The 14,861-nt window shown below is 43.2% G+C and carries 9 protein-coding genes; 7 read left to right on the top strand and 2 right to left on the bottom strand.

The window, feature by feature from the left end:
- Positions 1-111 precede the first annotated feature (111 nt).
- From IM797_RS01875 to IM797_RS01905, 7 genes are all read left to right on the top strand, one after another.
- Complete coding sequence (locus tag IM797_RS01875; protein WP_194125392.1) at positions 112-702, top strand: RNA polymerase sigma factor; 591 nt, start codon at positions 112-114, stop codon at positions 700-702.
- A 127-nt stretch (positions 703-829) separates the two neighbouring features.
- The gene (locus IM797_RS01880) at positions 830-1,993 is read left to right on the top strand and encodes a FecR family protein (protein ID WP_194125393.1); all 1,164 of its coding nucleotides are present in this window, start codon (positions 830-832) and stop codon (positions 1,991-1,993) included.
- A gap of 203 nt (positions 1,994-2,196) precedes the next feature.
- The gene (locus IM797_RS01885) at positions 2,197-5,619 is read left to right on the top strand and encodes a SusC/RagA family TonB-linked outer membrane protein (protein WP_194125394.1); all 3,423 of its coding nucleotides are present in this window, start codon (positions 2,197-2,199) and stop codon (positions 5,617-5,619) included.
- Positions 5,620-5,629: 10 nt separating this feature from the next.
- A complete protein-coding gene (locus tag IM797_RS01890) occupies positions 5,630-7,057 on the top strand; it encodes a RagB/SusD family nutrient uptake outer membrane protein (RefSeq protein WP_194125395.1) in 1,428 nt (475 codons plus the stop codon).
- A 10-nt stretch (positions 7,058-7,067) separates the two neighbouring features.
- Complete coding sequence (locus tag IM797_RS01895; protein ID WP_194125396.1) at positions 7,068-8,195, top strand: TlpA disulfide reductase family protein; 1,128 nt, start codon at positions 7,068-7,070, stop codon at positions 8,193-8,195.
- A 181-nt stretch (positions 8,196-8,376) separates the two neighbouring features.
- Positions 8,377-9,111 carry a DUF6882 domain-containing protein gene (locus tag IM797_RS01900; RefSeq protein WP_194125397.1) on the top strand — a complete coding sequence of 245 codons (735 nt, stop codon included), beginning with the start codon at positions 8,377-8,379 and terminating at the stop codon, positions 9,109-9,111.
- A 14-nt stretch (positions 9,112-9,125) separates the two neighbouring features.
- Positions 9,126-9,914, top strand: a complete 789-nt coding sequence (locus tag IM797_RS01905) for a hypothetical protein (RefSeq protein WP_194125398.1) — start codon at positions 9,126-9,128, stop codon at positions 9,912-9,914.
- A gap of 83 nt (positions 9,915-9,997) precedes the next feature.
- Here the strand turns inward: IM797_RS01905 and IM797_RS01910 are convergent, their stop codons facing one another.
- Both IM797_RS01910 and IM797_RS01915 read right to left on the bottom strand, forming a co-directional pair.
- On the bottom strand, positions 9,998-11,374 hold the full coding sequence (locus tag IM797_RS01910) for a RagB/SusD family nutrient uptake outer membrane protein (protein WP_194125399.1): 1,377 nt from the start codon (positions 11,372-11,374) through the stop codon (positions 9,998-10,000).
- 10 nt (positions 11,375-11,384) lie between these two features.
- The gene (locus IM797_RS01915; RefSeq protein WP_194125400.1) at positions 11,385-14,708 is read right to left on the bottom strand and encodes a SusC/RagA family TonB-linked outer membrane protein; all 3,324 of its coding nucleotides are present in this window, start codon (positions 14,706-14,708) and stop codon (positions 11,385-11,387) included.
- Positions 14,709-14,861: the final 153 nt, after the last annotated feature.

Consider the following 14,861-nt stretch of genomic DNA (forward strand, 5'->3'; position numbering starts at 1 on the left):
ATGAGCCCCGGTATTGGCTTCGAAAACCTGGATTCATCCAAACTGAAAATTTTTCGACTGACTATTTCATAAAATTTGGTTATCATTGGATTTAATAATTCAGGTAAATAAATGGCGGTACAAGCCCTTAAAGATGAAAAAGAACTATTGGCTAAAATAGCTGAAGGAGATCAGTACGCATTTACCATTTTATTCAATCACTACCAAAAGGATGTGTTTGTTCATAGCAAACGAATGACACCTTCTGAAGATGATGCCCTTGAGGTTGTTCAGGATATATTTATTAAGATATGGACAGGTAGAAAGCGGCTCAACACTGTCGACAATTTCGGCGCCTACTTAAACAGGGTTGTCCGCAACCAGGTATTCGATGTGTTGAAGCACATTTCCCGCGAAGCAGAATCCAACTTTAAACTTCAAAAGGAAAGTACAGAGTTTGACGATTCTACAAGGCAGCTGCTGGATTACAAGGATGCCGTTAACATGCTTGATGAAGCCTTATCGGCACTAGCCCCGCAGCAAAAAATTGCTTACAGACTTTGCCACCAGGAAGGTATGAAATATGAGGAAGCGGCAAAAGAAATGAACATCTCTACAGAAACCCTGAGGGCCCATATGAAACAGGCATTACAAAAGATAAGGGCACATTTTAGAAAACATGCCGTATTATATCCCATGCTCATCCTGGCACTACACAAATAAAACGACTAAAAATCAGATCGTTAAGATTATTTTCTAAAAATCTGATCGCTCGACTAACCCTGTACCGGCATTTTTCAAGTCATATTAGTAATGGTTAAGTATTGAACCTAAACCCATGCCTACGTTGATGGATAAGACAAACAACAGACTTCAGGAGATTTTCAACCGCTATGCCGATAAAATGGCATCTGAAGAAGAAAAAAATGAACTATGGGACTATATCAACGATCCTGTATTTGCAAACGAAATTGATGCCTTAATCGGTAACGATTACGAGCGTATACATGAGGAGAAAGGCATAAATGATCAACAAAGAAATGTCTTGTTAAAAAATGTATTCAAACAGACAACACATGCAAAGGGCAAGACAAGAACGCTTTGGCCACGTCTTATTGCTGCCGCATCAATTGTCCTCATTTCCGGCATCACTTTCTATTTCTACCAAACTGATCAAAAAAACCAGCAGCAAACAGTCTACCAGCAGGACGTATCCCCGGGACGAAACCGGGCGACACTCACCCTTGCCAACGGAGAAACAATTTCAATTACTGATGCCAATACGGGAAATATAGCCAGCCAATCTGGTGTCCGGATCTCTAAAACTGCTGATGGGCAAATTGTTTACGAAATCATCAGCCACAAATCGGGAAAAACAGCGTTCAATACATTAACCACAGCGCGTGGAGAACAAACCAGACTACGCTTGCCTGACGGATCCCTCGTATACTTAAATGCAGCCTCTGTTTTAAAATACCCGACTTCTTTCGCCGGACTTAAAAACCGCCCGGTCGAACTCTCCGGTGAAGCCTATTTTGAAATCTCGAAAGATAAAACACATCCTTTCATTGTAAGTAGCGGTAAGCAGGAAGTGGAAGTTCTTGGAACCCATTTTAACGTCAATGCTTATGGTGATGAAACAACAGTAAAGACTACCCTATTGGAAGGTAGTATCAGATTAAGTACCAACGGTCATTCTGAAATCCTTAAACCCAACGAGCAGGCCATGCTGGCTAATGACCAGATCAACATCAGCAAGGTTGATCCTGATGAAGCTGTAGCCTGGAAAAACAATGAATTTCTATTCAGAAATGATGATTTCAAAACCAATATGCGGAAAATCGCCAGATGGTATGATATAGAAGTCATCTATGAAGCAAACGCGCCCGAAAACTTTCGCTTTGGCGGATTTTTATCCAGAACCAGGAATTTATCAGCTGTACTTAGATTGATGGAAAAAACTGGTGCAGTGCATTTCCGTATCGAGGGCAAAAAACTATATGTAAGCAAATAAGTACAACCAATCAACTAACCATTAACTTAAACCAACTCAATGAAAAAGTATTTACGACAGAAAAACCGGGATTAAAAAACCAAATCCCGATACTGATCGGGACATGGTCGATGTTTGGCATCGTCAATAATTAAATCAACTGTTTACCGCAATTGCCTAAGGCTTCGAAACTAAAGGGCAATTGCTTGAACCAAACTAAGCAAATGTATAAAATTTATGCTAACAAAATAGGTATGCCCAATTGGCTTACCGCTAAACTATGGCTGATTATGCGATTAACTACCGTCATATTAATTGCGACCTTGATGCAGGTGAGTGCCAAAATGTATGCCCAGCGCGTCACGCTAAACCAAAAAAGGACTTCTCTTGAAAAGATCTTCAGGGAAATTCATAACCAAACCGGCTATGATTTTTTATACGATAAAAATCTGCTTGACACCAAGAAACCAGTAAGCATTGTGGTGAGCAATGAAGCATTGGAGGTTGTGCTGCAAAAATGCCTGGCCAATCAGTCTTTAGCCTACATCATAGATGAAAAAGCAATCATCATCAGGAAAAAAGAAAAATCAATATTTGAAAAAATAACAGATTTTTATAAAACGATCGATGTTTCCGGAAAGGTTACGGACGAGAATGGCCAGCCGCTTACTGGTGCAACAGTAAGCCTTAAAAACGGAAAAAGAGCTGTGACAACAGGTAAAGATGGGCTTTTCTACCTTCAAAACGTAGAAGAAAACGAGTTGCTGTTGATCAGTTATATCGGTTACATTAACCGTGAAGTAAAAGTAGCGGCACAACTGAACATCCGCATGATTTTGGCTACCAATGAACTCGCCGAGGTTATGGTGAACAAAGGGTATTATACGGAATCGCAAAAACTAGCAACAGGAAACACGGTAACTGTAACCGCAAAAGACATTGAAAAGCAACCGGTTATAAATCCTTTACTTGCCTTACAGGGACGTGTTGCAGGCCTTCAAATCACCCAGACCAGCGGTGTAACCAATGGTTCGATGAATATCCTGATCCGCGGAAGATCCTCCCTGGATGATTTAGTGGGCAACAATCCGCTATATATAATTGATGGAATCCCCTATCAGTCTGCACTGTTAATGGACCCACTTGGAAATAACGGGGGCAACGGTGTTGTAGCAAGCAGTCCTCAGGGTAACCCGTTAAATTACATTAACCCGAACGACATTGCCAGCATCTCCGTTTTGAAGGATGCCGACGCCACGGCGATCTATGGATCCAGAGGTGGAAACGGCGTTATTTTAATTACCACCAAAAAAGGACAGATTGGCCAGATGTCCGTCGGTGTAAACATGAACCAGGGGTTTATGCAGGCACCCAAGCCCTTAAAACTGATGAATACCCAGCAATATCTGGAGATGCGTCGCGAAGCCTTTAAAAATGATGGTGTTCCTGTACCCGATATCACGCAATCACCTGGGGATCCAAACTACGATGTGAACGGAACATGGAGCCAGGTTACAAATACCGACTGGCAGAAACAATTGATGGGAAATTTTGCAGCCTATACCAATGCCAATGTTTCTCTTTCTGGCGGCAATGAGCAGGTACAATACGCCATCAGAGGTACCTACAACAGGCAGGGAAGCCTGGCTCCGGGAAACTTCGATGACCAGAGAGGCGGATTAAACTTTAACATCACAGCCTATTCAAAAAATAAAAGATTAAAAATTGATTTTTCTGGCAGCTCGCTAAAAGATAACAATCAGAACTCACAAAGCGACCTGACCCCATATACCCTAAGGGCACCCAATGCACCAGAATCTTTTAAACCTGATGGAACGTTAAATTTTGGTGGAACGAACTCTGACAATGCCAACAACCCTTACGCTTATACCCTGCGCACTTACAGCAATAAAACGGACAATTCCATAGTCAGTTTAAAGCCAAGTTACCAGATTACGAAAGGACTTTCCTTTACCGCCAATCTGGGATTCACAAACTTAAATACCAATATTAAAATTAAACAACCTGTTGCTACTTACTCACCTTTATACCTTTCAGCACTTTCCGCAGCTTCCATTCCCACTTTAATCAATACGATCAACCAGCAGAAAACCTGGATCATAGAACCACAATTGAGTTACGAACTAAAATTAAAGGACCTCAAATTCAGTGCGCTCGCTGGTACCACCTTTCAGAAATCAGATAATGAGGGGCACTATTTTTTGGGCACAAATTTCGTAAGCGATGTGGTGATCGGCAATTTATCTAATGCGGGTCTGGTTTCTGCACAGGATGGCGGCTCGTACCAATACAAATATAACGCAGTGTATAGCCGGCTCAATGCAAACCTTTCCGACAAATACATTCTTAACTTTACTGCAAGAAGAGATGGTTCTTCTAAATTTGGCCCGGGAAAACAATTTGGAAATTTCTATTCTGCTGCCGCCGCATGGATATTTTCCTCAGAAAAGCTAATTGGGAATAACCTTCCCTTTCTTAGCCTCGGTAAACTGCGGACGAGTTATGGGACAAGCGGAAATGACAACATTGGCAATTATGCATATTATGACCTTTATACCAGCAGAGGTGCCAACACATACCAGGGCCTGACTGGGTTTGCACCACGCTCTTTATCAAATCCGGATGTGGCCTGGGAAAAAAATGCAAAACTTGAGTTTGCAGTAGATCTGGGCTTTTTGAAAGACAGGATTGTTACTTCTGCGGCCTATTACAGGAACCGGAGTTCAAACCAGTTGATCAATTATACCATTCCTTCATTTACGGGCTTTAGCAGTATTCCAAGCTACAATTTTCCGGCTACAGTCCAGAACTCGGGTTTAGAGTTCACGTTAAATACCAGGAATGTAGTGTCTGGCAGCTTTGAGTGGACTTCCGACTTTAATATCTCATTTAACCGCAATAAACTGCTCAAATTTGAAAACCTCGACAATTCAAATTACTCAGGCATTCTGGAAATCGGTCAGCCAGTTAATGGAAGAGGTTACGCATGGATCTACAAAGGCATTGACCCCAATACTGGTTTATACACGGCCCTGAAAAAGGATGGTACGGTAGGTTCTAACGCAGGTAGTTATGTAAGCTTGTATAGCGAATATCAGATCACGACCATCAATACCCTACCCAAATATTTTGGAGGATTCAACAATACCTTCAGGTACAAAAGTCTGCAATTGGCGATATTTCTGCAGTTCGTTAAACAGGTTGGCCGGTTAAGTCTGACAAATTATGCACCAGGATTCTTTAGCACAGAATTATATGATCAACTGTCTGTCAGCCAAAGCAATGTTCCTGTTGAATTTATGGACAGGTGGCAAAAACCAGGTGACCCGGCTAAATATCAGCGTTATACACAATCCGCCGAAGGCCTGCGGGCTTTTGGTACCTGGTCGCAGAGCGATGCAAGCTATGTCGATGCTTCCTACATCCGGGCAAAGAACATCACGCTTTCTTATCAGCTACCCAAGGCTTTTAAAGATAAGCTCAGGTTAAAAAGTGCCAACATAAATCTGACAGGGCAAAACCTTTTTACCATCACGCCATATCAAGGCCGCGATCCCGAAACACAATCTTATTCAGTATTACCTCCGCTCAAAGTATTTGTATTGGGCGTACAAATTAACTTTTAAATATCAGGAAATGAAATACTTATATTTTATACTCATTTTGATCTCGTTAAGTACGGTGACCACCAGCTGCAGGAAATTTGTTGAACTTGATCCACCTGACGACAGGCTGACGGGCTCAACGGTTTATGCAACAAATGAAACTGCAACATCTGTACTGAATGGGTTATATATACGCATCAGCGAAACCGACAATGTGATTAATTCCTATGCCACCATTTATTTGTCCATGGCTGCTGATGAACTCAAGAATTACTATATAAATGCCCTTTCACAGTATACACTATTGTATCAGAATAATGTGAACAGCAATATGGAATTTTATTGGTCGACCAGCTATACACTGATTTACAATTGTAACGTAGCCATTGAAGGCATAGAAAATAGCAATAAGTTAAATGCGCAGCTCAAACAACAGCTACTGGGCGAAGCAAAATTTATGCGCGCACTTTGCTATTATTACCTGGTCAATACCTATGGTAAAGTTCCGTTGTTAACCAGTGCCGATTACCGCATATACAGCCTGGCTAAACGTGCCGAAGTATCAGAAGTATACGCGCAGATCACGAATGACCTGTTGGATGCTCAGGCTAAACTGAGTAAAGATTATTTAAATGGAGATGCATTGACACCTTATCCAGTAGCCAGTGCAGAAAGAGTACGCCCAACCTACTGGGCCGCTACGGCATTGCTTGCGCGCATTTATCTCTATAGTAAGCAATGGGAAAAGGCAGAAACTGCTGCATCCCTTGTGATCAGTAACACCGGGTTGTTTGCTCTGGTTCCGGCAAGTTCGGTTTTCCTGAAAAACTCACGTGAATCTATATTTCAGCTGCAGGCCGTTAGTCAAAGCAATTACGCCACATTTGATGCCCGGAGTTTTGTACTTACAAATTCCATTGGAACATCCTCAAATCCAGCATCCATCAGTCCACAACTTGAACAGGCATTTGAAACAAATGACCAACGAAAAGCAAACTGGACAGGTGTAGCTACCATTTCAGGCGTAAATTACCGTTTCCCTTATAAGTATAAAGCAAACACGGCTGCACTGGCAGCGTCTAAACCAGAGTACCTGACGCTGTTGCGTTTAGCAGAGCAGTATTTGATACGTGCGGAAGCACGCGCACAGCAAAATAACATTGATGGTGCACAATCAGACATCAACGCCATTCGTGCCCGCGCCGGACTTGGAAATACAGCTGCAAATACCCCGTCAGGTCTTCTTGATGCAGTCATGAAGGAAAGGCAGGTTGAGTTATTTTGCGAACAGGGCCACCGCTGGTTTGATCTGAAACGCACTGGCCGTATAGATGACGTGATGAAAGTGATCACACCAACCAAAGGAGGCGTATGGGAATCTTACAAGCAATTACTTCCCATTCCGGCATTTGAAATTGGTTTAGACAAATTCCTCGATCAAAATTCAGGATACAATTAGAAAAAAAATCATGACAAAGTATACCTTCCTGCTTGCGGTATTATTTTCAGCCGGAGCTTACGCACAACATAAAAATCAGAATTCATTTACCCTTAAAGGTCATATTTCTGATGCACCAAAAACGAAACTATACCTGGAAGAAGCCAAAAAGGTTTCCGGGATACTTTATAAAGACAGCACCGTCACCGACGAGGCGGGATATTTTACAATCCGGGGTCATATCCCCGAATCCAGGTTATTTAACTTGCGTATTGAAGGACGTAAACAAATGCGCGAGATGGCTACCTTATACCTGGAAAACAATAGCGTTGTTTCGTTAAAAGGCAATGCAGATAGTCTTTATAAGGCAGAAATAACAGGATCTGCTGATCAGGCATTGTTAAACACCTTTGTGCCGGAGTTCAATAAAAACCTGGCAACCATTACGGCAAATTTATATAAACCATACCAGGCTGCCAAAGCAAAAAACGACAGCACAGCAATGTTAAGAGAAGGCGGAATTGCCGACAGAAAAGTGATTGATGGGGTATCAGAAATGATAGCTGGTTTTGTCAGCAAGCATCCCTCCAGCGCCTTGTCATTAGAACTTTTGGAGACCTTAATGAAATACAACCGCATAGCAACTGCAGACAGTCTGATGCGCCTAATTGAAAAGACACCGGCGGGTAAATATGACCTCGGATTAAAACTCCGGAAAGAATTAGATATACATCGTCGGCTCATCGTGGGTGCTATTGCCCCGGATTTTTTCCAGCAAGATACATCCGGGCGGCGCATCGCACTTTCAAGTCTTCGGGGAAAATATGTGCTTATCGATTTCTGGGCCAGCTGGTGTGGGCCTTGCAGGGCAGAAAATCCAAATGTATTGCAAGCTTACCACAAATTTAAAAACCAGAATTTCACCATACTTGCCATTTCCATGGACAAAGACAAGAAGTCCTGGGTTAAAGCCATCCAGGAAGACCGATTACCCTGGTTACAGGTGAGCGATTTGAAAGGGTTTGACAATCAGGCCGGAAAACTTTATGCCGTAAATGCCATCCCAATGAACTACCTAATCGATCCGTCCGGAAAAATCATCGCGCTGAATTTACGGGGTGAAAATTTACATCAGACGCTACAGGAGCATTTAAAATAGTGAGAGCATAAATATAACTTTAAAAACCGCCTGTTGATCAATCATAGGCGGTTTTTTTTGAGATCCATTCGTTTTTAAATTTCCAGACATCAGCCCAGTTTAAATTGATGAAATACAGTTTTCAGCAAACTGGAAACCAGTGGCTCAAATTTTGTAATGATTTTACAAAAAGACGATCAACATGGGATTTCTAAATAAACTATTCGGAAAAGACGACACCACGAACCAACCTGCAGAACCAACAGCACCAGGCAATTCAGAGCCTTGTAAAACTGAGCAGGAATTGATTGAGCGGTTTGGAGGCATTGGATTTGAAAGACAACTGGACTTTGCTGAAGTTATTGGCAACAACGGCTGGAACATTGACATACAAAAGGCAGAAATTAGTTTTGGAGCAGACCTGATCTACCCCATTCAGGTTCTTGGTTCTTTTTCTCATGCTTCAGAAACCTGGTTATGGGCCTGGGCCAATACACAGTCTGCACTTCCTGAAAGCGTCCTGCAGCAGGCCTTGCAGCTAAAAAAATATGGTGAGGAAAATGAAATTGATTTATTGAGGAATAGTCAATTTGATGCCACCATGGATGATTTACATTTGATCGGAATGACAGCTTCTGGAATGTTCGGTTCCAGTGCGTATTATATTGCAGATTATGGTCAGGGTGCTATGGTGGTTATGATCAAGAGCAACACGCTGGATAAAAACCAGAAAGATCAGCACTTGCGTATTGCAACCGTTTTTCCGCAATTGATTTCTCAGTTTGAAATGAATCATAAAGCTGCTTTATTAAATTATTTGTCGGCAAAACAATACGATATTGTGGATGAGGCGCTTAAATTAACCGGAACAAAAAATGGGCATACCATAAGTGCCGAATTTGATGAACTGAACAGACTGACAAAACTAAACGCCTAAAAATATAAGCTACTTTGATACCCAAAGAAAAAATACGCAAACTCGAAATCCCCTTCGCAATTGGCTACTTAGTTATTTTACTGCTTGTTTATTTTGCTGGCAGAAACGTATTGGAGCTGTACACCAACCAAACGCCCCGGCCGGTATACATTTGGGTGACTGCATTCATGGCGCCATTTGTTTTGTATACCACTTTACGTCTGGCCACCATGAACGGAGCAAAATGGTATGGATACATCGGCTACCTGGTTGTTACTTTCTTTGCCCTGGTCATCAGTGGTACTTTTGTCGTGTTAAAAACAGACCTTTTGCTCAGTGCGGCATTAAAGCCAATCAGTGTTCAGCAAGTTTCGATCCTGGAGGTAAAAAAGGTATTTCAACGAAAAATGGGCTTCGATCATACCGACGTAACTATTTTATGGAACCAGCAACCTTTAACCTTTGAGGCCAGGCCAAACACATTTTTTTTACTGGAGCATAAGAAGACTTTGCAAATCAGTACAGCGACCTCCTTTTTAGGCAATCAATTTGTGACTGACCTGGATTTGGAGCCTGGAGAAAGAGGCCATGCCCGATGGGTACATCTGAAAGACTGGGCATCCAGAACCTGGTATGTCCCTGCTTTTTTTCTGCTGCTGGTAATCGGAGCCTGTGTTGTCAATTATTATTTCCCAAAAAATACGCAGACACCTGTAAAAAAAATCGGATTCTGGAAAACTATGGGCATCATCATGGCTGTGCTCTTCAGTATCGCCATCGTGCTGTATTTTGGATTGATTATTTACGTGAAATTCATCGCATAGACTATCCTGCTATCGATGCATGGCAAAATGTAAGCCTCAATAATCAAAGTGATATGACTTTTATTATTGAGGCTTAATTTAACCTAGTTTGTATACCCCGGGTTTTGCGTTAAGGCCGGGTTAACCCGGATTTGAGGGGCAGGTACCGGGAATAACACGTCGGTAGACTGCCAGAACGATCCTTTTACAGGAGCCAGCACTTCATCGGCCCTACTTTTGGAAGGATCAGAAAAGCCAGCATTGCGTTTCAGGTCAAACCAGCGGTGTGGGTATTCTGCAAACAATTCCACTTTGCGTTCCTGTTCAATGGCCAGCAGCATCGCCGCTTTACCTAAGCCCAATTTAGCGTTTAAGCCAGCGCGGCCTCTGATCGCATTCAGATCCTGCTCTGCACTTCCTGTTCCGTTCAGTTTATCCTGCTGGGCACGGGCTTCCGCACGAATCAGGTATTGCTCTGCCAGTCGGAACAATACGGTATATTCATCACCACTACCGGACATTATTTTATACTTGTTTACGTAATAGATTCCGGCATTGTTTTTCCCGGTCCAATTGGTTTTGCGCAAATCATCAGCACCAGCGCCGTTCTTCTCAAAAGCAAGGTCGAAGCCCGTTCTAAAATAATACCTCGGTGTAACCGTAGGTCCGCTGGCCACAAAAAAGGCAGCCAGGGGACTTCTTCCGGCTTGCGAATAACACTGCAGAATGGTTTCTTTGCTGTTTTTCTTAAAAACAACCGCCGGATTATCCAGGCCATACACGTTTGATCCGATAACCGATGTAGCTTCAGTCTCGGCCTTTGCCCATTCTTTTTGGTACAAATAGGCCCGCGCCAATAATGCCGAAGCAGCATATTTATTGACCCTTGCGCGCTCAGCAGATGGGTATTCGGGTTTTAACAAGCTTTTTGCTGTTTGCAGATCGGTAAATATCCGGCTCCATACGTCCTCCAGTTCGGCACGGGCCAAACCAGAATTTTCCGCTTCAACCACCGCAAGCGGGACCGGTACTTTTCCATAGAGGTTGATCATGTTAAAAAACAAGGCTGCGCGCATGAAGCTGGCTTCACCTGACAATTGATCTTTTACTGCGGCACTCATCCCCTTAGATAACCTGATGCCTTCAATGGCGAGGTTACATTTACGAATGGCAATATAATGTGTACTCCAGAGCGAGGTGGCATTTGTGGTACTGGCAATGGCCACATTGTTGTTTAAAAATTCAGTATAGGCAGCGGTTGTTGTAAAAAGCTCATCAGCGCTGATGGCGCCCATGTAATTGAAGGTCGGAAAAGTAGTATTGTCATAATAGCTATAAATATCCAGTACTGCCGCAGTAGCAGAACCATCTGTACTGAATACAGTGGCCCAGTCCTGCAGCCCATCCGGTGTGGCGATGTCTACATAATTTTTACAGGAAGAAAAACAGAAAAGAAAGGCCAGTATATAAATTGATTTCATCTCAAACATTTTAAAGTGTACAATTGATTCCAAACATCCAGGTACGTAAACCGGGATAAGCACTATAACCATATTCCGGGTCTAGCACATACTTGTTTTTAGCGATGCTGAACAGGTTTAAGCCCTGCAAACTTAATTTCACGTTGTGGAATTTTGCAGGTGCAATCCAGCGTTGCGGAAGGTTATAGCTTAAGCTGGCTGTTTTCAACTTGATGTAACTGGTATTTCCCCAATTGAAATCAGAGTAATAAGTAAAAAGCGAATAATTGTTACTTACCGACTCACTTCCGGTAATCGCCCTAGGCCATTTCTTACCTGTATCCCCACTTTCCTGCCATCTGTTCAGCACAGAGGCATCCTGGTTCATCATCATCCCCGGTAAACTACTTAATGGAACCTGGTTAACCGTTCCCCTTTTGTGCTCAAATTTAAAAAACACATCCAGTGTGAGTCCTTTATAACTGAAGCTGTTGTTTAAGCCCCCGTAAAAAGGATGGCCCAGACCCGCTATGTAGCGGTCATCTGCTCCAATACCCGGTTTTCCGTCAAAGTCCTGCAAAACGGGTTCACCGGTTAATGGGTCTGCACCATTAAACTTATACTTGGCCTGGTTAAGCACCGCTGTAACCGGGTAGCCAATTTTATAGTAGGCCTTGTTGTTGACCTTTTCGATGTCATTGAAACTGAGCAGGACATTGCGTTCAAAAGAAATGTTAAAACCCGTATTCCAGCTAAAGCCACCGCTATTGATATTTCGGGTATTCAGCTCAAGCTCTAAACCTTTGTTCTGCACCACGGCATCCAGGTTGTAAATTAGGGTTGCGCCGCCAGTCTGAGACGAGAGCTCCTTGTAATTGAGCATATTGCCTGAACGGTTCCGGTACACATTTCCGGTAAACAGGATGCGGTCGTTCAGGAAGCCCAGACTAAGGCTAAGCTCCAGTTTCTTGGTATTCTCCCATTTCAGGTCGGGGTTTGCGGTTGCGCCCGGACTTAGGGTACGGATGTCCTGGTAATAAAGTCCGGGACTATACGTACGGATATAAGCATAATTGTTAATCCGGTCATTACCTGTAGTACCATAACTGAACTTCAATTTACCGAAGCTGAGGAAGGGCAACATTTTCTTTGTCCAGGCTTCTTCAGAAAAAAGCCATGCTGCACCAACAGACCCAAAATTAGCCAGGCGGTTATTGGTTCCAAAGCGGGATGAGGCGTCATTTCTATAGGTGAGGTTTAACAGGTATCTGCGCTTCAAATCATAGCTCAGTCTGCTGTATAGCGAAGCATAATGGTATTTCTGTTCCGCATACTCGGTTCTGACAATTCCCGCGCCCTGAATGGTTCCCAACTGGTTGTCATAGGTATAGTTGTCACCGATCAATCGGGTATATTTAGAAACGGCTTCGCTAAATGTAGTTCCAACAAGTGCAGTCAGTTTTCCATCGCCCAATTTCAGGATGTATTCTGCCTGAGGCTCCAGAGTATAATTGCTATTTGGGGAATTGCCAAAGGAAGCTGTACTGGCCATGGGATAAGCTGGATTGTTGCTTGCTGCAGGCAACTGAGAGCTATTTTCCATACCATTCAAGGTGTAACCTGCAGTAGTTCTTAAGGTAAAGCCCTCGAAAGGTTTATAGCTCAGGTTGGCATTTGCAGAAAAAAAACTGCGATCTGCCTTGTACCTGGTTAGGTATTGTGCCAAAGGGTTATCGGCATTGTTGTGCCAGTATAAACTACCATCTTCATTGTATAAAGGAAAATTAGGTGGTGTATAAATCAGGTCCATAACATAAATTTCATTCAACAAATCACTTTTTTCTACGGCATAATTGGTAGAAATCTGCGCAGCAAACTTGCGGTCGGCAGAACTGAAACCCAGGTTCATCAAGCCACCCAAACGGTTCACATGTTGATTTTTAGAAATGACAGTACCTTCCTTACGGTAATTGAGACCTACATAATAATTTACAAATTCGCTTCCTCCGGAGGCACTTAGATTTGCCGTTTGCTGTCTGGCAGTACCACCAAGCAACAGGCGCTGAAAATCAGTATTGGCCTGCTGGTCCCAAACTGTTAAATCGGGCGCATTGTCTTCATCCGGTTCAATAGCTTCATTTTTAAAGGCCTCTTTCCTGAAGTCAAGGTATTGCTGGGTATTTAGCATTGGAATAAAATGCCCTACTTTACCCGCGCCGCCACTCAGGTCGACATTTACTTTTACGCGGCCCATTTTACCCTTTTTTGTGGTAATGACCACCACACCATTGGCCCCGCGAGCACCGTATATGGAGGTTGCATCCGCATCCTTAAGCACGTCAATTTGTTCAATATCGTCCATGTTCAGGGAGTTGAACATATTGGTAAAGCCATTCATCCCCCTTACTTTAGAATTGAAATTTTGCGAATCATAACGCGTGCCCGAAGCCTGTGGAATACCGTCTATTACATACAAAGGATCGGTTGAACTGGCACCCAGGGGTCCAAAGGAATTTTCGCCCCGTACTTTAACAGAAATGCCGGCGCCGGGTAATCCGCCCGCTGCACTGCTAATCTGAACGCCCGACATACGGCCATTCAAAGCATTTAACACATTATTTACGGGCTGTTGTGCCAATACCTCTGCAGTCACGGTACTTACGGTCGCCGTATTCAGACGCCTGGAAACAGAGCCATAGGCAATCACCTGTACCTGATCCAGTGCGGCTACTTCCTGCGTCATCGTAACCATTACCTCTCTGGAAACTTTGGTTCTGTACGGCCGGTAACCGGTAAAAGAAATTTCTATCGTTGCATTTTCGTCTATATTCCGCAATTGAAATGCCCCCGCTTCATCAGTCATGGTCAGCACTTTACGCCGTTTCGAATCGGGAGTACTGCCATCACGCTCCTGAACAATCAGGCTTACGCTGGCTCCGCGCAATGGGCGGCCATCCTCATCCAGCACGCGCCCTTTGATATCAATTTCATTAAACAGACCCAGTACCTTATCGAGCATAGATTTCTGTTTGGCTTCAATAACCACAATCTTCCCCTCAATGGTATAGGTAAGTGGCAGTTTATTAAATAAGGATTGAAGCGCTTCATTTAAACTGGCATTATTGAGTTTAATATCGACAGTTCCGGCATCCCTGATCAGTTTACGTTCAAATAAGAAATCGTAGCCGGTTTGGATGCGTATCTTCTTTAATACTTGCTCAATGGAAGACTGCTGTTCGTGGAGGGTAACCCGCTGCCCAAAGGTAGCGGCGCTCACCTGGACGAACGTGGCAATAAGTATGACGGTGGTTAGGCGCATAATGACCATTAATTTATGGAGATAAATTTTATACATTTGTGTAGGTTTATGGTTAGCAGTGTGCCTTGAGGTTCGAAGCTTGGGCACATTTGCGTACGTTGATTTATATTTTAATTCATCTAAGCCAAAATCAGATCAGGAGTGTTCGCGCACTTCTGATTCGTTTTTTCAGCCGCTTTGTGGTTGGTA

Source organism: Pedobacter sp. MC2016-24, assembly GCF_015223055.1.
In the GTDB taxonomy this organism is placed as follows: Bacteria; Bacteroidota; Bacteroidia; order Sphingobacteriales; family Sphingobacteriaceae; genus Pedobacter.